The 18,343-nt window shown below is 65.6% G+C and carries 15 protein-coding genes, 2 tRNA genes and 4 pseudogenes; 8 read left to right on the forward strand and 13 right to left on the reverse strand.

Annotated features, from left to right (window positions below; all coding sequences use genetic code 11):
• Positions 1-250 precede the first annotated feature (250 nt).
• Positions 251-325, reverse strand: a tRNA-Gln gene (locus XcuCFBP2542_RS17305).
• A 52-nt stretch (positions 326-377) separates the two neighbouring features.
• A tRNA-Met gene (locus tag XcuCFBP2542_RS17310) sits at positions 378-454 on the reverse strand.
• Between the two features lie 118 nt (positions 455-572).
• Here XcuCFBP2542_RS17310 and XcuCFBP2542_RS17315 point away from each other — a divergent pair.
• The 3 genes from XcuCFBP2542_RS17315 to bfr all read left to right on the forward strand — a co-directional run bounded on the left by XcuCFBP2542_RS17315 (position 573) and on the right by bfr (position 2,091).
• Positions 573-1,190 carry an RNA pyrophosphohydrolase gene (locus tag XcuCFBP2542_RS17315; RefSeq protein ID WP_104605299.1) on the forward strand — a complete coding sequence of 206 codons (618 nt, stop codon included), beginning with the start codon at positions 573-575 and terminating at the stop codon, positions 1,188-1,190.
• An 80-nt stretch (positions 1,191-1,270) separates the two neighbouring features.
• Positions 1,271-1,480 (forward strand): (2Fe-2S)-binding protein, encoded by a 210-nt coding sequence (locus XcuCFBP2542_RS17320; protein WP_104605301.1) that lies wholly within the window; start codon positions 1,271-1,273, stop codon positions 1,478-1,480.
• A 140-nt stretch (positions 1,481-1,620) separates the two neighbouring features.
• Entirely contained in the window at positions 1,621-2,091 is a 471-nt protein-coding gene (gene bfr / locus XcuCFBP2542_RS17325) for a bacterioferritin (RefSeq protein WP_104605303.1), read from the forward strand.
• 190 nt (positions 2,092-2,281) lie between these two features.
• On the opposite strand, the pseudogene XcuCFBP2542_RS20365 reads toward bfr, so the two are convergent.
• From XcuCFBP2542_RS20365 to XcuCFBP2542_RS17340, 4 genes and pseudogenes are all read right to left on the reverse strand, one after another.
• A pseudogene (locus XcuCFBP2542_RS20365) lies at positions 2,282-2,686 on the reverse strand (Hpt domain-containing protein); the annotation flags it as partial.
• 71 nt (positions 2,687-2,757) lie between these two features.
• A pseudogene (locus XcuCFBP2542_RS17330) lies at positions 2,758-4,630 on the reverse strand (ATP-binding protein); the annotation flags it as partial.
• A 3-nt stretch (positions 4,631-4,633) separates the two neighbouring features.
• Positions 4,634-6,589 (reverse strand): EAL domain-containing protein, encoded by a 1,956-nt coding sequence (locus XcuCFBP2542_RS17335; protein WP_104605305.1) that lies wholly within the window; start codon positions 6,587-6,589, stop codon positions 4,634-4,636.
• A 38-nt stretch (positions 6,590-6,627) separates the two neighbouring features.
• A complete protein-coding gene (locus XcuCFBP2542_RS17340; protein ID WP_104605307.1) occupies positions 6,628-7,254 on the reverse strand; it encodes a DUF4126 domain-containing protein in 627 nt (208 codons plus the stop codon).
• A 126-nt stretch (positions 7,255-7,380) separates the two neighbouring features.
• On the opposite strand from XcuCFBP2542_RS17340, the gene XcuCFBP2542_RS17345 reads away from it, so the two are divergent.
• The 5 genes from XcuCFBP2542_RS17345 to XcuCFBP2542_RS17365 all read left to right on the forward strand — a co-directional run bounded on the left by XcuCFBP2542_RS17345 (position 7,381) and on the right by XcuCFBP2542_RS17365 (position 11,230).
• Positions 7,381-8,118: a DUF6776 family protein gene (locus XcuCFBP2542_RS17345; RefSeq protein ID WP_104605309.1), complete on the forward strand. Its 738-nt coding sequence runs from the start codon at positions 7,381-7,383 to the stop codon at positions 8,116-8,118.
• 3 nt (positions 8,119-8,121) lie between these two features.
• Positions 8,122-8,571 carry a bactofilin family protein gene (locus XcuCFBP2542_RS17350; protein WP_104605311.1) on the forward strand — a complete coding sequence of 150 codons (450 nt, stop codon included), beginning with the start codon at positions 8,122-8,124 and terminating at the stop codon, positions 8,569-8,571.
• 70 nt (positions 8,572-8,641) lie between these two features.
• Entirely contained in the window at positions 8,642-9,028 is a 387-nt protein-coding gene (gene erpA / locus XcuCFBP2542_RS17355) for an iron-sulfur cluster insertion protein ErpA (protein ID WP_064507548.1), read from the forward strand.
• 264 nt (positions 9,029-9,292) lie between these two features.
• Positions 9,293-10,192, forward strand: a complete 900-nt coding sequence (gene nudC, locus XcuCFBP2542_RS17360; RefSeq protein ID WP_104605313.1) for an NAD(+) diphosphatase — start codon at positions 9,293-9,295, stop codon at positions 10,190-10,192.
• Between the two features lie 144 nt (positions 10,193-10,336).
• Complete coding sequence (locus tag XcuCFBP2542_RS17365) at positions 10,337-11,230, forward strand: cobalamin biosynthesis protein (protein WP_104605315.1); 894 nt, start codon at positions 10,337-10,339, stop codon at positions 11,228-11,230.
• Positions 11,231-11,378: 148 nt separating this feature from the next.
• On the opposite strand, the gene XcuCFBP2542_RS17370 is transcribed toward XcuCFBP2542_RS17365, so the two are convergent.
• The 7 genes and pseudogenes from XcuCFBP2542_RS17370 to XcuCFBP2542_RS17395 all read right to left on the reverse strand — a co-directional run.
• Complete coding sequence (locus XcuCFBP2542_RS17370; RefSeq protein WP_167527019.1) at positions 11,379-11,744, reverse strand: DUF2752 domain-containing protein; 366 nt, start codon at positions 11,742-11,744, stop codon at positions 11,379-11,381.
• 44 nt (positions 11,745-11,788) lie between these two features.
• Positions 11,789-12,169 carry a CD225/dispanin family protein gene (locus XcuCFBP2542_RS17375; RefSeq protein WP_104605319.1) on the reverse strand — a complete coding sequence of 127 codons (381 nt, stop codon included), beginning with the start codon at positions 12,167-12,169 and terminating at the stop codon, positions 11,789-11,791.
• Positions 12,170-12,329: 160 nt separating this feature from the next.
• A complete protein-coding gene (locus tag XcuCFBP2542_RS17380; protein WP_104605321.1) occupies positions 12,330-14,252 on the reverse strand; it encodes an MFS transporter in 1,923 nt (640 codons plus the stop codon).
• 95 nt (positions 14,253-14,347) lie between these two features.
• Positions 14,348-14,571, reverse strand: a pseudogene (locus tag XcuCFBP2542_RS20130) (LysR family transcriptional regulator); the annotation flags it as partial.
• A 7-nt stretch (positions 14,572-14,578) separates the two neighbouring features.
• Positions 14,579-16,792, reverse strand: coding sequence for a YccS family putative transporter (gene yccS / locus XcuCFBP2542_RS17385; protein WP_104605323.1), 2,214 nt, complete (start codon positions 16,790-16,792; stop codon positions 14,579-14,581).
• Positions 16,793-17,026: 234 nt separating this feature from the next.
• Positions 17,027-17,608, reverse strand: a complete 582-nt coding sequence (locus XcuCFBP2542_RS17390) for a DUF4276 family protein (RefSeq protein ID WP_104605325.1) — start codon at positions 17,606-17,608, stop codon at positions 17,027-17,029.
• A pseudogene (locus XcuCFBP2542_RS17395) lies at positions 17,605-18,252 on the reverse strand (AAA family ATPase); the annotation flags it as partial. The gene XcuCFBP2542_RS17390 and the pseudogene XcuCFBP2542_RS17395, both read right to left, overlap by 4 nt.
• Positions 18,253-18,343: the final 91 nt, after the last annotated feature.

Genomic DNA, 18,343 nt, shown 5'->3' on the forward strand with positions numbered 1-18,343 from the left:
CAGGCTCATCAAGCAAAAAAGGGAACGTGTTGAACACGTTCCCTTTTTACTGGATCAGCTCCCCTCGGGGCTTAACTGACTGGCATTGGGCATTGCCGGGCTTTTGTCGTTTTGGGCGTTACTGCCCGCGTGCGTGGACGGTTGTCCGATGCGCAGATTCTGCAGTCGGCAGGGCCTGTCTCGGTAGCGATTGGGGGAGGGGTGCGGGCAACAAAAAAGGCCCGATCTTTCGATCGGACCTTTAGTTGTCTGGCTGCCCCGGATGGATTCGAACCACCGAATGCCTGAGTCAGAGTCAGGTGCCTTACCGCTTGGCGACGGGGCAATAAAACTGTGCTGTCCTAGAGTATCGCATGCCTGTGCAGGCCTGGAAACCTTGGTGGCTATGGGTGGACTCGAACCACCGACCCCAGCATTATGAGTGCTGTGCTCTAACCGGCTGAGCTACATAGCCTAGGGAGCCGGCAATTCTCACCAAGCATCGGCGTGTTGTCAAGCTTTTCGTTTTCAGCTTGTGAGCCGGGCGTGGCCGTGGCAGAGTCGGTGACAGTAGATTTTCAGGAGTCCGCATCGTGATCGATCCGGACGGTTTCCGGCCAAATGTCGGCATCGTGCTGATGCGTGAGAACGGTCAGGTGTTCTGGGCACGTCGCGTGCGCCGGGATGGCTGGCAGTTTCCGCAAGGTGGCATGAATACCGACGAGACGCCCGTGGAAGCCATGTACCGCGAGTTGCGCGAAGAAACCGGGTTGTTGCCCGAGCATGTGTCAGTGCTCGGCGCCACCCCCGGGTGGCTGCGCTATCGCCTGCCAAGCCGTGCGGTGCGCCACAACGAGCGGCAGGTGTGTATCGGCCAGAAGCAGGTCTGGTTCCTGCTGCAGTTCACCGGCGACGAATCCCACCTCAAGCTGGACCATACCGACACGCCCGAGTTCGATCACTGGCGATGGGTGGATTTCTGGTACCCGGTCGAGCACGTGGTGGTGTTCAAGCGCGGCGTCTATGCGCGCGCGCTGCGTCACCTGGCGCCGCTTGCCCAGGATATCGCTGGCCAGGCGGCGGTGGGGATGATGCCCGAGCGTGCGCTGGAAGCCTGGTTGCCGGGCAGCAGCGCAGCCGGACACGACCGTCCACGCAAGCGGCCACGCAAGCGCAGCGGGCCACGGCCGGTGCGGATTAATAATGATTAACGTTTGGAATTGACACCTATTCTCGTTTGCGGTGCAATCGCGTTCGGTCCTCTCCGGATCGCCAGCGCCCGACCGATACCGTGTACGTCTGCATCTGCAATGGGGTCACCGACCACCAGATCCGCGAAGCGGCCGACAATGGCTGCGTCAGCCTGGCCGAACTCACCATGCGCACCGGCTGCGGTTCCAACTGTGGCGCGTGCCTGGACATGGCCTCGGACCTGCTGAATCAGGCGCTGGCCAGCCGTGCACTGCCGCTCCCCCTGCTGGGGCTGGCAAGCGCTGCCTGAGCGGACCTGGCGCAGGCAGGTGCGCGCGGAGCGCTACAGCCCCCGATGCGCGCGCGTCCCGCAACTGAGCACGATTCGCGTTCCTTCATGCGGGCGGCCGACGCGGTAGAGTGCGGCCGGTTCATTTCCGGAGACATCGCATGAAGGGCGACAGCAAGGTCATCGAGTACCTCAACAAGGTGCTCTACAACGAACTCACTGCGATCAATCAGTACTTCCTGCACGCCAAGATGCTGAAGAATTGGGGCCTGAAGGAACTGGCCGAGCATGAGTACAAGGAATCCATCGACGAGATGAAGCATGCGGACACGTTGTCCGACCGCATTCTCTTCCTCGAGGGGCTGCCGAACTTCCAGGCGCTGGGCAAGCTGCGGATCGGCGAGAACCCGACCGAGATGTTCCGCTGCGATTTAGCGCTGGAGCGCGAGGCGGTAGCGGTGCTGCGCGAGGCGGTGGCCTATGCGGAGACCGTCAACGACTACGTCAGCCGCCAGTTGCTGGTGGACATCCTGGAGTCGGAAGAAGAGCACATCGACTGGCTGGAAACCCAGCTGGACCTGGTGGCGCGTATCGGCGAGCCGAACTACCTGCTGACCAAGCTGGACGACTGAAGCGACGGGTTGTCTCGGGCGTTGTTCGGCCCTGGATCGCTGCAGGTGCACTGACGATCCCGGGCAGCGCTTGCGGCGGATCCTCGCAGGTGTTGCACCTTGGCGGCTTGGGTGGGTACGTATGGGGTTGGCCGTACCCTCACCCCAACCCCTCTCCCGAGGGGAGAGGGGCTCTCGAGATGAAGCCGCACTAGCCGGTTGCGCTGGTAGCGGCCTGCAGGCGGGTGACCTGCCCCAGCAACGCCAGGCGCGCACGCGCGTATTCGGCAATGACCAGGGCCACCATCGCCGACGGGCGTTCGACGGTACCGGTGCGGGCGGCCAGTTCGATCCGGCGTGCGGCGTTGGACAGCACCTGCGCGCCGACGTTGGCACTGGAGGATTTGAGCGTGTGGGCCAGGTCGCGCAGCTGCACGTTGTCGCGATTGGCCGCAGCTGCCTCGAGCTGGGCGATGATGCCGGGGGCATCGTCCAGGAACACCTGCAGGATAGTCACGGTGTCCGCGCCGATGACCTCGTACAACTCGTCGATGACCTCGGTGTCCAGGATTGGCAGCGCCCGCGCCGGGGGCGCTACGCGGGCGTCTTCCGGGTCGGGCTTCACTGCTTCGCTGGACGTGTCGGGTGCCACTGTCTCGCTGGACGGGTCGGGCGCCACTGTTTCGCTGGACGGGCTTGGCAGGAGCGTGGGCTGTGGCAGCCAGCGCTGCAGGCAGGCATCGAGCTGTTCGCGGGCGACCGGTTTGGAGAGGTAATCGTCCATGCCGGCAGCTAGGCAGCGTTCGCGGTCGCCAGCCATGGCGTTGGCGGTCATTGCCACGATCGGGATCGGGCGGCCGCCGGATTCGGTCTCCATCGCGCGCCAGCGCCGGGTGGCGGCGTAGCCGTCGAGCACCGGCATCTGGCAATCCATGAAGACCATGTCGTAGTGGGTGGCCTGCATGCGACCCAGCGCGGCCTCGCCGTCGGTGGCGGTGTCGGCTTCGAAGCCGAGGACGGCCAGCAGCTTCTGTGCGACCAGCAGGTTCACCGAGTTGTCTTCGACCAACAGGATATGCACCTCGCGCGCGCGCACCAACGGCGGCGGCTCGGGGAGCAGGGTCACGCTCGGCGCTGGCGTTGGCACTGGCTTCGGATCTGCAGGCAGTACCACCGTTCGCAGGATCTCGTCTGGGCTGTGGCGTGGGACCAGGCTGGCGTGGTCGTGCAGTTCGACCGGCACCGGCTCGTCGCCGTACAGCCAGATCAGCCTGGCGGTGCCCGGTTCTTCTGGCCGGGCCAGTGCACGATGCACCGCGCGGGCGCTGTAGCGCAGGGTGTCGTGGTCGGCGATGACGCAGCGGAAGCCTTCGGTCTCGTGATGCCGGCGCAGGCGCTCGAGCGCTTCCTGCGTGGTGTCCATCGAGACGTGCGAGACCCCCCAGCTGTCGAGCAGGTGCCTGAGTCGCTGCTGCAGGCGCGTGTCGGAGCTGATGATCATCACCCGCGACGCGTCGGCGCTGTTGCTCTGCGGCAGGTCGCCGATCACCTTGAGCAACGGGATCTCGAACCAGAACGTGGCACCGCGCCCTGGTTCGGATTCCACGCCGATCCGCCCGCCCATCAGGTCGATGATGCGTTTGCAGATCGCCAGCCCCAGCCCGGTGCCGCCGTACAGGCGGGTGGTGGAGGCATCGGCCTGGGCGAAGGAGCGGAACAGGCGCACCTGCTGGTCCGGCGCAATGCCGATGCCGGTGTCGCGCACCTGGAAGCGCAGCAGATGCTGGGTGCGCGTCTCGCCCAGGCGGCCAAGCTGGATGTCGATGCTGCCGCGCTCGGTGAACTTGATTGCGTTGCCGATCAGGTTGCTCAGCACCTGGCGCAGGCGGATCGGGTCGCCGCGCACCAGCAGGCGGACCGACGGCGCGATCTCCAGGCTCAGACGCAGTTGCTTGCCTTCGGCGGTGCGCTGCAGCAGCTGCACCACGCCGTCGAGCAGTTCGCGCAGGTTGAAGGCGGTGGTCTCCAGTTCGAGCTTGTTGGCTTCGAGCTTGGAGTAGTCGAGGATGTCGTCGACGATGCGCAGCAGCTGCAGCGAGCTGCCGGTGGCGGTCTGCAGCATGTCGCGCTGGTCCAGGCTGAGCTGGCCGCGCGCGATCAGTTCCAGCATTGGAATGATGCCGTTGAGCGGGGTGCGGATTTCGTGGCTCATGGTGGCCAGGAACTCGCCCTTGGCCAGCGCGGCGGCTTCGGCGGCGCGCTTGGCGCGCAACAGGTCGTGTTCGAGCTCGCCGTGGCGTCGCAGTTCCTGTTGCAGGCGCTCGTGGGCGAGGTCGGCCTCGTCCACGCGCTGGGACAGCGCGCGCTGCGCACGCGCGCTACGGTGGGCGGCGGCGGCTGTGCAGATCGCCAGCACGACAGTGACCACCGCAGCGGCGGCGCCGAGCGCGTGCCACGGACCCGGCAGGCCAGCCCATTGCAGGCCTTGGCCGGTTGCCGTGACGATGGCTGCCGCCAGGGCCAGGCCGGCCCAGGTGCGAGGGCTGCCCGCCTGTGGCATCGCTCAGAGCACCGCGTTGGTGAAGTCGAAATCCAGTTCCTTGCCGACGGTCTGCACCAGGTTGCCCTGGATGAAATCCACGCCGCTCATCCACATCGCCGCGGCTGCCTGCGGGTCTTCGATGCGTTGGCCGATCACCAGCAGGCCGCGCTGGTGGGCGGCATCGATCACGCCGCGCAACTGGTCGCGTACCCCGGTGTTGCCATGCGCATCGGCAAAACGGTTGGCCATGCGCACGAAGCTCAGCGGTAGCTGGCTGAGCAACGCGTTGGCCTCATCGCCCGGTTCGAACTGACTCAGGCAGAACTGCACCCCGGCAGGCATCAGCCTGGCGCAGAACTGCTGCACGGTGACGGCGTGGATCAGGGCGTCGTCCAGGCGCAGGTCCACGATCAGCGACTGCCCGGGCACGCCGCGGTCGACCAGCGCGTTGAGCAGCCAGTCGGCGAATGCATCGCGTGCCAGCGTGCGTGGCGACTGCGAGACGAACAGCCGCAGCGGCGGGCTGGCGTGTTGGTACAGATGCAGCAGCCCGAGCGCGTGGTCCATGACCTGCTGGTCGAGATCGGCGATGCGTCCGGCCGCTTCGGCGGCAGGAATCACCTGGCCGGCCGACAGCAGGGTGCCGTCGGCCTGGCGCAGTCGCAGCAGCACCTGGTACTGCGCGGTGTCGCCGCCGGCCACCGCCACGATGGGCTGATAGGCCAGTTCCAGCTGGCCTTCGACCAGGCGCAATTGCTCCTGCTGCTCGGCCTGGCTGGGCGCCAGATAGGTCTGCACGCCATCACTGCGCAGGCGCGCCTGCAACGCGGTGCGTTCGACCGCTTCCACCGCGCTGCCGGCATCGTCGAAGCCCAGGCTCAACGGCGCCGCGCCAATTGCGCAGCGTACGTGGACGGCTTCTTCTTCGCGGACCGCAAAGGCGTTGGCGGAGAGCCGCTCGCGGATCTCCAGCGCGCGCTGCTCCAGGCTGGCTTCGTCCATCTCCACGCCCAGCAGCAGGAAGCTGTTGTCGTTCAGGCGGGCCAGCGGATAGGGCTGCGCGGCACTGGCCAGGCGATGCCCGGCCTGGGTCATCAGGCGTTCGTAGGCGGCGTAGCCGTAACGTTCGCGAAGGCCGAGCGCGCTGGCGATCTCGATGAAGAACAGGCCGCCGGCCTGCTTGCGCTCCAGCGCATCGCCCAGCAGGTCCATCACATGGCCGCGGGTGGGTAGGCCGGTTTCCGGATTGCTGCGTGCGCTGGCCTGCTCGCCGGTGTGCTGCAATGCCTGCTGGCGTGCACGACGGATACGGTTGGACACCGCTGCGATGAGATGGCGCGGACGGATCGGTTTGGTCAGGAAGTCGTCGGCGCCACTGTCGAGCACCTCGAACTGGCGCTCCGGGTCCGGATCACCGGTGAGGAACACGATCGGCAGCAGCTGCTGGCCGGGTTGCTGACGGATCAAGGTGGTCAGGCGGATGCCATCGAGCTCGGGCATGTGCAGATCCATCAGGATCAGGTCCGGGTGATAGTCCTGGATCGCCTGCGGCACGCTGGCAGCGGTCATTTCCACCTGCGCATGCATGCCGGCGCCATGCAGCACGCTCTGCGCGAACAGCGCCTGCGAGCGGTCGTCTTCGACGATCAATACCCGGTACGGTGCATCGGCGGCGACGTCGTCGCCGCTGTCCTGCGCGGCGGCAGGCGCCATCGATGCCGACGTTGCAGGCCCGGCCGCGTGCGTGCCGCCGGCGTTGGCCGCCGCCTGTGCCGGCGCGCTCGACAGGGCCTGGCGTGGCACGCCGGCGGGCGCAGGAATGATCGCCGCGCTCACCGGGGCAGCGTCTTCGGGCGTGGCGTCGTCGTCCGCCCAGCGGCGCCAATGGTCGGCTGGCGGCGTCTCGGCACGCAACGGACGCTGACGCGTGGTGGTGTCGTCACGGGTGGTGAATGGAACCGGATCTCGGGCGGCCATCGATACTCCCTGCAGTCGCGATGATTATGCGATGAACTTCACGATAGCGGGGAGCGGCGTGCAGCGGGTGTGGTGATTGCGCGCAGCGGCGCTGCCAGCCGACGCATGCCCCGCCACAACAGCCGCCACACCCACCACACCCCCAGCGCCACCAGGACGCTGGCTCCCACCGCAATGCCCAGCGCCAACCACGGCTGCGCCAGGGCCAGGGCCAGCGCAGTGGTGGCGATGGTGTCCTCGGCCAGCGAGGCGACCCAGTTGCTGGCCGGCTCGGGCGAGGTATTGAGCAGTGCGCGGGTGCCGGCCTTGAGCGTGTGGCTGGTCAGCGCCACTCCCGCGCCGGCGGCCAGCGCACCGGGACTCAGGTCGCCATCGGGCGACAGTGTGGCCGCAGCCAGGAACGCACCGGCCGGCACCCGCGCCAGGGTCTGCAACAGGTCCCAGCCCGAATCCACGCCGGGGATCTTGTCGGCAAAGAATTCGGCCACCGCCAGTGCGCCGGAGGTGCCCAGCACCCACCAGGACTGCGCTGGATGCAGGGCAGGCGGCAGCTCGATCCAGCCGAGCAGGCCGGCCAGGCCGACCCCGAACACGGTGAGGTAGACGCGGATGCCGGCCAGCCAGGCCAGCAGGATGCCGATCACGAACAGATGGGCCTCGCTCATGGCGCTGCTTCCTGCGGACAATGCGGAACTATCGGATAACCGCCGGTCCAGCGCCAGCGCGACCGCCGACCAGGCTCTGGCACACTACGCCGCCGACCCACGCCGGCCCGTCCGGACCCGATGCCCATGAGACCAGCCGCACGCGTTCAGATCGTCCATCGGGAGTCGGGCGGCGGCCGTTCCGGCGGTCGCTGGTTGTGGGGCGTGATAGCCCTGCTGTGGCTGGCATCGCTGGGCGGGGTGTGGTGGATGGCCACGCGGACGGCCGCACCGCGCCTGGCCCAGGCCGAGGCGGCATTGCAGCAGGCACAACGCCGCCAGGCCCAGCAGCAGCGGCAGATTGCGCAGTTGCAGCAGCGCCAGGTCAACCTGGCGATGTCCGACAAGATCAGCCGCGCTGCCAATACCGAGGTGCAGGCCTCGCTGGCCGAGCGCGACGAGCAGATCGCCGCACTGCGCGCCGACGTGGCCTTCTACGAGCGCCTGGTGGGCTCCACCGCGCAGCGCAAGGGGCTCAATGCGCATTCGGTGCAGTTCACCGCCGAGGCCGGCGGCACCTGGAACTACAGCGTGGTGCTGACCCAGAACCTCAACCGCGGCGCGATCAGCCAGGGCCAGCTGCGCTTTGCGGTGGAAGGCGTGCGCGCCGGCAAGCTGGTGACGGTGAGCTGGAACGAGTTGCACCAGAAGCCCGATGCCGCCGGCCAACCGTATTCGTTCCGCTATTTCCAGCAATTGGATGGCAGCCTGATCCTGCCGAAGGATTTCACCCCGCAACGTGTCAAAATCTCCCTCAGCGGCGATGGGGCGCCGGTCACTCAGACATTCGACTGGAAAATCGCCGGCAATGGCGCGGGGGAGTAGCTCATGTTCGGAACCAAGTCAAACCGTGGTGCGCAGACCGTGGTCGACACCCTGATCGGGCCGCAGGTGGTGATTCGCGGCGATTTGGTGTTCAGCGGCGGCTTGTACGTGGAAGGCCGCATCCTGGGCAAGGTGATTGCCGAAGACGGCGCCAGCGCCACCTTGACCGTGGCCGAGCAGGGCAGCATCGAGGGCGAGGTGCGCGTGCCGGTGGTCATCATCAATGGTCAGCTGACCGGCGACGTCCATGCGGCCGAGCGGGTGGAACTGGCCGCCAATGCGCGTGTGCAGGGCAATGTGCACTACCAGGTGGTGGAGATGAGCGCCGGCGCGCAGCTCACCGGGCGCCTGATCCATGCCGCCACCGCTGGCGCCACTGCAGCGCTGCCAGCGCCGGAAGGCAGCCGCACCGAGCCGGCCAAGGCCGCGCAGGCCGAGACCGCCGAGGCCTGAGCGCTGCGCGGCCGACGCGCCAGCGCGCCGCCGGCTTGAAGTGGAGCGGCCCGGCCCCCATGCTGACGGCATGAGCACTCTCGTCTCGCTTCCCACTGCCGCACCGGCGCCGGACTACCAGTCCATCGACCGGCCGTTGAACTTTTCCGGCGCTGCCGCCGCCAAGGTGCGCGAGCTGATCCAGGAAGAAGGCAACGCCGACCTGGCCCTGCGCGTGTACATCCAGGGCGGTGGGTGTTCCGGCTTCCAGTACGGCTTCGAGTTCGACGAGAATCGGGCCGAAGACGATCTGGCCGTGGCCACCGACGGTGTGACGCTGCTGGTGGATCCGCTGAGCCTGCAGTATCTGATGGGCGCCGAAGTGGACTACACCGAGAGCCTGACCGGTGCGCAGTTCGTGATCCGCAACCCCAATGCCAAGACCACCTGCGGGTGTGGGAGCAGCTTCAGCGTCTGATGTACCTTCCTCGGCCGGCGACCGCGTCGGTCATGGCTGCGCAGCGCGTGCAGGGGTCGCTTGCCTGGCCCGCTGCACTGCCGCAGGGATGGCTTCGTCGTCGAGGCGAGGCGGGCCGTCATCGCTGCGGTGGTGATCCTGCGCCAGCGTCGCCGTGTTCCCCCGCCTGCATGGCGCGCTGTGGCTGAACAGGCACCGCGACAGAGGCGGTCATTGCTTGCACCACGGTTGCGGGTACTGCCGATTGTCGGCAGGCTTGCGTCGATGTCAGCGCCTTCCTCTCCATTGTCCGCGTTTGCCTTCGCCCACGCGCCGCTCGATCGCGGCGATGCCTTGCGTGACGATCCTGCAGCGTTGGCGCACCTGTGGCCGCAGGCCCGCGTGCTGCTGATCGATGCCAAGGGCACCGCCCTGGCCGATGCCCAGGGCCAGCCGTTGTTGCTACAGGGTGCGGCACTTGCCGACAGCCCGGAGGCGGCGATCTTCCTGGGCCTGCGCGATGGCCAGGGGTGGTTCTGCCTGTCGGCCGACCCGCTGGCGGTGACGGCGCCGCAGCGCGTGGACCTGCGTCAGGCGGCGGCCGAATGGCCTGCGGAGATCGCGACCGTGGCGTCGTATGCGCGGGCGATGCTGCATTGGCAGGCACGTACGCGCTACTGCGGCGTGTGTGGCGGCGTGATCGTGTTTCGCCGCGCCGGCTTCATCGCGCACTGCACGCAATGTCAGGCCGAACACTACCCGCGCGTGGACCCGGCGATCATCGTGGCGGTCAGCGACGGGCAACGGCTGCTGCTGGGCCGTCAGGCCAGCTGGGCACCGCGGCGCTATTCGGTGATCGCCGGCTTCGTCGAGCCGGGCGAGTCGCTGGAACAGACGGTGGCGCGCGAGGTGCACGAGGAAACCCGCGTGCGGATCCAGCACTGCAGCTATCTCGGCGCGCAGCCCTGGCCGTTTCCCGGCGCGTTGATGCTGGGCTTCACCGCGCATGCGGCGGCCAGCGAGGTGCCGCAGGTCACCGGCGAACTGGAAGATGCGCGTTGGGTGGGCCATGCCGAGATCGGTGCGGCGTTGGAAGGGCGTGGCGGCGAGGAGGGGATCGGGCTGCCGCCGGCCATTTCGATTGCGCGCGCGCTGATCGAACACTGGCATCGCACGCATGGCTGAGCACTTGCATCGCCGCTGCCACCGTAGCGGGGCCGGCGTCCATGCGCCGCTGACGCACCTGGCCGTCAGCAGGGGGCATCACGCGGCGGGGCGGTTGCATGGGCGCTGGTTGCGCTCGTCTAGACTCGGTTGAGGAGGAAATCCATGTTCACGACCCTGGTTGCCGTCGTTGTCGCCCTCGCCCTGGGGCATCTGGTGCCGGCCCAGGTGGCCAGGCTGCGGCGCTTCGACTGGTTCGCGCGGTGGCTGCGCCGGCTGGACAGCGCCGCAGCCGACAACGGTGCGTGGCAGGGCCGCTACGGCGTACTGCTGGCGCTGTTGCCGGTGCTGTTCGTGGTGGTGCTGCTGCAATGGGTTCTGGACGATGTGTGGCACGGTTTCCTGGCGTTGTTGTTCGGCATGGCCGTACTGGCCTGGACCTGGGGGCCGCGCGACCTGGACCGCGATGTGGAAGCGGTGATCGATGCCGATGCGCCTGCCGCGCGCCGCGAGGCGATCTCGCATCTGCAGGCGGCCGGGGGCAGCGTGCATGAAGATGCGCCGTCGCTGGTGGAAGCGGTGGTGGTCAATGGCTTGCGCCGCTGGTTCGCGGTGCTGTGGTGGTTCCTGCTGCTGGGGCCGTTCGGTGCGGTGTTGTATCGGCTGACCGCCCTGGCGGTGGAAAGCCCGTTGGCGGTGCTGCTGCCGCCACGCAATCTGGCTGGCGCGCGCTGGTTGCTGGCTGCGCTGGAGTGGCCGGTGGCGCAGTCGATGACGGTGTCGATGGCGTTGGTGGGCAATTTCGACACCGTGTTCCGGGCGTGGCGCGAAGCGCACGGCAACCGCTGGACGCTGGAGCCGCATTTCCTGGGCGCGGTGGCGCGTGCCAGCGTCAGTGCCGAGCTGCGCGACGAAGCCCACGACTACACCTACTCGGGCCTGGTGCCGGTGTGGCGCCGCCTGCCGGAAGTGCGTGATGCCATGAGCCTGGTGTGGCGCGTGCTGCTGCTGTGGATGGTGGTGCTGGCGTTGCTGGTGATTGCAGGTTGGGTGCGGTAGCGCTATGGGTGCGCCTTGCACGTGGCGTCGACCTGCCGATTGTTCTCAGTCAATCAAGGTGGATCCACCGGTCTTTGCCTGCGTAGACGTGCTGAGATGCAAGAGTTCTTATCCATTGCTGTCTCACGCCCTCAACATGCGGAAGCGATCACCCCGGCGCAAGCAGCGTAAATGGAAACCAAGGCAGATTGCGTGCAATCCAAAATCCGGGCAGTAGCGTGATCCAAAGCCACGGTGAACTCAATCCGCGCGCCATGGGCCGGAATATGGCGGGTTGCCAGCCCTGGTGCCAGAGCACGACAAACGGTACCAGTGCCAATAGCCCGACTGCCAGTGCATTCATTCCAAGCGCTGTGACCAAGTCCCCGTGCACCAGCGCATGAAGCGCGCGGGTAATTCCGCATCCAGGACAGTAAAGACCCGTGAGTGCATGGAAGGGACAGGGAGGAAACGGATTGCCGGGTAGGTTTGGATCAAATTTCCAAAAAATCCATGTGCCGACACCAGCTGCCATTGCAGCTGGTGCCAACGAGAGATAGAGCAGTCTTTTGGACACGCTTACCTTGAACTCTCGATTTGTTGCTGCATTTCGAGGATTTTTGCTCTATAGCCGTCTACACCAAGGCTGGCGATTGAAACCAGCCACAGGAGCAGTCCAAGCGCAAAGATCGCGGTCGTCACCCAGGCGAGGACTTTCGCGGTACTTGAGGCCTTGATGGCGCCCTGAATGTCTCCCGCGTTGAGCAGCGGATTTACTTTCGCAGCAAAAACAATCGCCACAATGCCGGTCACGATGCCGGGAATGCTCCAGCACGAACAGCAGATCAGCACACAAAGCACCGTCATGACGATTGACCAGACCAGATGATTCCTGATCGGCTGGAGAGGCGGCGACGACATGGTGGGAGGTGGTTGGATCGGCGGCGGAATGGCACTCATGGTGAAGCTCCTTGGGTGGTAAATAACGGCAAACGATTGCGCACGACGACGTCCCCCGGTACAAACTGCCGCGCCCGCTTGGCGAACGCGGCGGTCAAGCGTGCAAAGGCGCACAGGCTACTCGCGGTGCGCGATGGACGTAAAGCTTGCGCCGGGTGGCTCAGGGACGCTCCTGACGCAGCGTGCGTACCTGTTGTTCGAGCAGAGCGGCGCTGGCCTGGTCGCCGGCGATGGCGGGGCCGGCAACCACCTCGATCTGCGCGCGCATCCGACGCGGTACGCGCATGCGTCCCAGCCGCGTGTCGCGCCGGCTCCACATGCTCGACCACATGCCCCGCAGGGCCATCGGAATCACCGGCACGCTGCGCCGTTGCAGGATTTTCTCGACACCGGACTTGAAGGCGGCAATCTCGCCATCCTTGGTCAACGCGCCTTCGGGGAAGATGCACACCAGCTCGCCATCGGCCAGCGCGGCATCGATGCGGTCGAAGGCCTGCTGCATCAGTGCCGGATCTTCGCGCGCGCCGGCGATCGGGATGGCCTTGGCGGTGCGGAAGATCCAGCGCATCACCGGAATGCGGAAGATCTTGTAGTACATGACAAAGCGCACCGGTCGCGGGATCACCGCCGACAGGATCAGCGCATCCATGTAGCTAACGTGGTTGCACACCAGCAATGCGGCGCCGTCGTCGGGCACGTGCGTGTCGATGTCGCGCGCGCGCAGCCGGTACAACACGCTCACCAGCACCCAGCTGAGAAAGCGCATCAGGAACTCGGGCACCAGGGTGAAGATCCATAGCGCCACCAGCGTGTTGGCGATCGCCAGCGCCAGGAACACCTGCGGGATGCTCAGCCCCGGCATCGGAATGCGCTGCCCGAACAGCATCACTTGCGGCAGCTGCAGCGCGATGCCGATCACCGCCGCGGCCACGATGAACAATGCGTTCTGGATATTGAGCCCGGCGATCACGCGCGAGAGTTCGGCCTTGGGCGTGCGGCTCTGGATCAGCGCGAACAACGGCACCACGAACAGGCCGGTGAACAGGCCGACGCCGACCAGGTCCACGATCAGCCGCACGCTACCGGCTTGCTGCACGAACAGGCCGATCGACAGGCCGGTGGCCGGCGCGGCACCGGGACGGGCGAAATACAGGTCCAGCAGGAACGCGCTGATGCCGAACGCGCCCAGCGGCACCAGGCCGATTTCCACGGTGCGCCCGGACAGCCGTTCGCACAGCAACGACCCCACCCCGGTACCGATCGAAAACAGCGCCAGCGCGAACACGTACAGGTCCTGCTGGCCGCCGAGGTTGAGCTGCGCGTAGGTGGGCAACTGCGCGGTGAGCACGGTGCCGACAAACCAGAACCACGACACGCCCAGCACCGCGTTGCGCACTGCCGGCGTGCGCCGTGTCAGGCGCATGATGGCGCGCGATTCGGGGATGGGGTTCCAGTTGATCTGCAAGTCCGGCGCGCCGGCATCGACGCGCGGTACCAGCCGCGCCACCAGGTTGCCGGTGAGCGCGATGACGATCACCGCGGTGGCCGCCGCCTCCGGGCCATGGCTGCCGGCGATCTGGAAGATCAAGCCACCGAAGATCATGCCGCACAGGATCGAGATCGAAGTGCCCATCTCGACCAGGCCGTTACCGCCGGTGAGTTCCTCGGGCTTGAGCACCGAGGGCAGGATCGAATACTTCACCGGCCCGAACAGCGTGGATTGCAGCCCGGTGCAGAACAGGGCCACCAGCAGGATCACCATGTTTTCGGTGATGAAGCCCACCGCAGCCAGCGACATGATGGCGATCTCCATCGTGGTGGTGATGACGATGAGCCGCTGTTTTTCCAGCTTTTCGGCGATCTGCCCGGCCAGTGCGGAGAACAGGAAGTACGGCAGGATGAACAGCGCCGGCGCCAGGTTGGTATAGAGCGTGCGCTGCGCCGCGTCGATGCCCAGGTAGAACAGCAGGCCGATGATGGCCTGCCGGTACACGTTGTCGTTGAACGCGCCCAGCGCCTGGACGGCGAAGAACGGCAAGAAGCGGCGCTGCCTGAGCAGGGCAAACTGACTGTGACCGGACATGCAGTTTCCTTTGCGAACGCGCGCAGCCTAGCAGGCTTGGACGGTGCGCAGGTGGATCGCGATGCAGCGCGCGCGATGCCGACCTGGCGGTTCGTTTGCGGGCGCTGACCCAGCCCGGCCTGCGCGAAGGCCACAGCGAGATGCCGCGCACACCGGCGCCGGCCACCAGCCCGGCAGCGCCACCCGCGTGCGTGCGGCAAAGCGGCGGCTGGATGTCACGATCAGCGCAAGCGGTTCGTGGTGCAGCGGCAGGCGCTGCGCCGACACCGCCGCCGGTGCGGGCCGGCCCCATGAGGATCACGTCCAGGCGGCCTTCGCCATGACCGTTAGAGCTTGTTCACTGCCAGGGGGGCTGCACCTTCGCCCGGTGCATCGGTGACGGCCAGCGCTGCAGCACGCAACGTGGGCAGCAGGCGCAGGGTCAACGCCAGTTGGTCGCGCACCAGGCGCTGCTTGGGCGGTAGCTGCACGGCATGCTGTTCGAGCGCTTCGGCCATGGCAAGTGCTTCGCGTTCGTCGTGCAGCGGTAGCGGTTGGTGCTGGCCCAATGCGGTGGCGAGCGCGCCGAGCGCGCGCTGCAGATACTCGCCGGCCCGGGCGATGGCGGCATCGTGTTCGCCCTCCAGTGCGGCGCGGTGCGCGCCCAGTGCGGAGAGATAGCCGAGCAAGGTGTTGGACAGCGCCAGGAAGCGGAACCCCGCTTCCAGGTTGCGCCGGTAGCGGCCCGGCTCGCGCAGCATGTTGGACAGCGCTACCGAGAGCGCGGCATCGGCGTTGTGCATGTCGCGGCGCGCGATGCGGTAGGGCAGGTCGTCGCGCATGCCGCTGGCATATTGCTCCAGCACCTGGGTGAGATACCGCGCGCAGCTGGCTAGCACCGTGGCCATCACCTGATTGAGGCGGCGGCCCTGCCAGTCGGGCAGGATCAGGAACGAGGCCGCCGCGGCGATGGCGCAGCCGATCACGGTGTCGATCAGGCGCGGCCAGATCAGCACGAAGCCATTGCCGAGCAGGTTGAAGCAGAACAGCGCCATCACCGTGATGCCGGCGGTGGCCAGCATGTAGCGGTCGGTGCGCGCGATGAAGAACACCAGGGTGGCCACCAATGCGAGCAGCAGCTGCACTTCGGTGCTGGGAAATAACTGCATCAGTGCCCAGGTGGCGACCAGGCCGATCAAGGTGCCGGCGATGCGTTGCACCAGCCGCAGCCGGGTGGCGCCGTAGTTGGGGCGGCAGACGAACGCGGTGGTGAGCAGGATCCAATAGCCGTGATCGGCATGGATGACGTGCATCACCCCATAGCCCACTACCAGTGCGATGGCCATGCGCAGACCATGCCGGAATAGTAGCGAGCCGGGCGTGAGTTGTTGGCTCAGGCGCGCGGCCATGTCGCGCAACGTATGCGGCGAAGAATCGCGCAGGCGCGTATCGATCTGGTCGCTGGTAGAGTCCGACTGCGCTGCTTCGGACAAGCGCCGTTCGATGGTCTGCAGGTTGACGACCAACAGTTCTAGCGCGCCCAGCAGGCGCGTCAGCGCGGGATCGGCGCGCCCGTGCAGGTAATCCAGCGACTGGCGCAGGTCGTCGGTGGCCAGGCGGCTGTTGTCGCCGTAGTCGAATGGCTGGCGCAGGCGGATCGCTTCGCCCAGCGCCGCGCAGGCCTTGCCCTGGAGAGCGAGCAGGCGCTGGCAGCGGTACAGCACATCGCTGTGGAAGAACGCGTCGGTCAACGCTTCATACGGGTAATGCGAGGAACTGGCGCGCTCGTGGAATTCCTGTGCCATGTAATACAGCCTGAAATACAGGCCCGACTGCACGCCCGGCCGGCCCGAACGGCCGAAGCGGCTGATGATGGCGGTCTTGGCAGCATTGAGCGCAGCCACCACGCGGGCATTCTGCTCGGCCAGTGCGAGCCGGCGCGCATGCAGGTCGCTTTGCCGCACCGGTTCGAACAGATCGGCCTTGCGCCTGAGATACAGGCCCAGTTCGAAGAACAGCCGCGACAGCCGCTCGCGCACCGGGCGGTTGGCGAACAGGATGGTCCACAGGATCGACAGCCCGCCGTACCATCCGGCCCCGATCATCAGTAACGCTGCACCCTGCCAGGCAATGCGCGGATCGTGGCTGCCATGTTGGTCCATGCCGATCATGGCGTAGATCGACAAGGCCACCGTGGCCTGCGCGATGGAGGCATAGCGCTCGCCCAGTGCGCCCAGCAGGGTCAGCGAGAACGTGGCCAGCGCCATGCCGATCACGAAGGGCAGCGGGTAGGGGAACAACAGCGTCACGGCCGCGGCGGCAGCGGCAAAACACAGCAACGACAATAGTACCGATTTCGTACGTCCCAGCCAGTTGTCGTCGGTCTCGGCGATGGCGCTGGCGATGATGCCCAGGAACAGCGCCGGCACCGCAGTGAGCTGTTGCCAGTGCCAGCACACGCCCATCGCCACCGCCAGCGCGATGAACACACGCAGTCCGTAGCTGGCCTTTTCATGGGCCCACAAGCGGCTGAGGCGGGATTCGAAGGAGGTGGTGGCCACGGTCTGTTGAAGGGCAAGCGTGCCCGGACATTATTGCCGCAGGGGCGCGCCATCGGTGTACAGGCCGGCTAGTCCTTTGTCAGTAGGTGGCCTACCCACGCGCTTCGCGCATGCTCTGACTTACATCGCGCGTTTGCGCTCGTTCGTGTGCCGTCCGATATCGCTTAAAGCGCTAGCCCAATGGATCGGTTGGAGCCTGTAGGGACGCGAACTCCCATCAGTAACTTCGTATCTTCAGCCCAGGGCAGTCAATAGTTCGGCTTCCATTCGTTTGACACCAGTCACTAGGTTGCGAAAGCTCGCAGAGCGAGCATTGTCTAATTGAAGATACTTCCCAATCTCCCGCGAGCCAGCCACTTTTTGATATCGACTACCTGTGATGAATTTAAGCTCTTTACTCGGATTGCCAAGCGCATCTGGGGATCTGAATTTACGGTTATTTTGATAGGAGAAAAGCCGCTCCATCTGTAAGGCCATGCCAACCGCCGCGAGATCTGCTAAGTAGAAGGTCTCAAGCTCCGTGCACGCAATTCTAACAAGACAGCATTGAATTTTTCCGGAACGCCTGCAAAGTTCCAGAAGATTCTGCTTTACCGCTCGGCAGTCTGGGTGGCTGTCCAAGTCTCTCAGTATGACAAATCGGGCGAGCGGATTCTGATAGCCACGGATACGGCGTTCAATTTGTTTTTCAAGATCTTGCTTTCCTTCGAACGCAATAAGCCGATATTGGATGTCGCTTGACAAGAGTCGCGGCAGCAAGCTTTCCAACATGGCCCGGGCAGAAGGCTCTTCCAAGAGAAATACCAGCTCCCTCATTGCGGGTCGACTCCTTCGAAGAATCCTTGCTTCCACAGATAACCAAGTTGGTCGCCTTCATTCACGTAGCTGGCAATTTGTTGATTGTCACGCGCGCGATGGACCTCGGTTCGACCATTTCGCTTCACCAGCCAGCAGGCCTCGTCGAGTTCGGTGGCATTCAAAAAGTCAGGCGAGTGCGTGGAGACCAACACCTGGCCGCCACGTTCCGCATACATGCGAAATTCTTCGGCCAGTTCGGTCATGAGTTGTGGGTATAACTGGTTTTCTGGCTCCTCGACGCACAGCAGCGGATGAGGGGAGGGGTCGTAGAGGAGGACCAGATAGGCGAACATTTTGATCGTGCCGTCAGACACGTAACGATCAAGGAAAGGGGTCTTGAAAGAACCGTCCTGGAAACGTAGCGTCAGATAACCGTCGTCCATCAGCTTGGGTTCGACCGAGGCGACTCCCGGGACGCGACGCGCCATGATGTCCAGGATGCGTCGAAATACATCCGGATGACGTTCATTCATGTATTGCGCAACTAGCGGCAAGTTGTCGCCGCTTTCCGACAGGTGTTCAGAGTCGCCGGTCGCTTCCTTGCGTCCTCTCGCTGCGCTGATGTGAAAATCAGAAACATGCCAGTTTTCGATCAATTGCCGACCTGATTAGCCCCATCCCTCAGCCAAGAAAGTTGCTTGCCATGCGCAAAACTCGCTCTGGGCAAGGCTTGCAGCGCATCAGCGCCGTCGC

The sequence above is a fragment of the Xanthomonas cucurbitae genome, assembly GCF_002939885.1.
Lineage (GTDB): Bacteria > Pseudomonadota > Gammaproteobacteria > Xanthomonadales > Xanthomonadaceae > Xanthomonas > Xanthomonas cucurbitae.

Coding starts and splice junctions, on each gene's coding strand:
- nudC (WP_104605313.1), top strand. CDS start 9,293: ATGTCAGCGCCTTCCTCTCCATTGTCCGCGTTTGCCTTCGCCCACGCG.
- XcuCFBP2542_RS17335 (WP_104605305.1), bottom strand. CDS start 6,589: ATGGCCGCCCGAGATCCGGTTCCATTCACCACCCGTGACGACACCACC.
- XcuCFBP2542_RS17375 (WP_104605319.1), bottom strand. CDS start 12,169: ATGAGTGCCATTCCGCCGCCGATCCAACCACCTCCCACCATGTCGTCG.
- XcuCFBP2542_RS17345 (WP_104605309.1), top strand. CDS start 7,381: ATGAGACCAGCCGCACGCGTTCAGATCGTCCATCGGGAGTCGGGCGGC.
- bfr (WP_104605303.1), top strand. CDS start 1,621: ATGAAGGGCGACAGCAAGGTCATCGAGTACCTCAACAAGGTGCTCTAC.
- XcuCFBP2542_RS17340 (WP_104605307.1), bottom strand. CDS start 7,254: ATGAGCGAGGCCCATCTGTTCGTGATCGGCATCCTGCTGGCCTGGCTG.
- XcuCFBP2542_RS17365 (WP_104605315.1), top strand. CDS start 10,337: ATGTTCACGACCCTGGTTGCCGTCGTTGTCGCCCTCGCCCTGGGGCAT.
- XcuCFBP2542_RS17370 (WP_167527019.1), bottom strand. CDS start 11,744: ATGGCAGCTGGTGTCGGCACATGGATTTTTTGGAAATTTGATCCAAAC.
- XcuCFBP2542_RS17380 (WP_104605321.1), bottom strand. CDS start 14,252: ATGTCCGGTCACAGTCAGTTTGCCCTGCTCAGGCAGCGCCGCTTCTTG.
- XcuCFBP2542_RS17350 (WP_104605311.1), top strand. CDS start 8,122: ATGTTCGGAACCAAGTCAAACCGTGGTGCGCAGACCGTGGTCGACACC.
- erpA (WP_064507548.1), top strand. CDS start 8,642: ATGAGCACTCTCGTCTCGCTTCCCACTGCCGCACCGGCGCCGGACTAC.
- XcuCFBP2542_RS17390 (WP_104605325.1), bottom strand. CDS start 17,608: ATGAGGGAGCTGGTATTTCTCTTGGAAGAGCCTTCTGCCCGGGCCATG.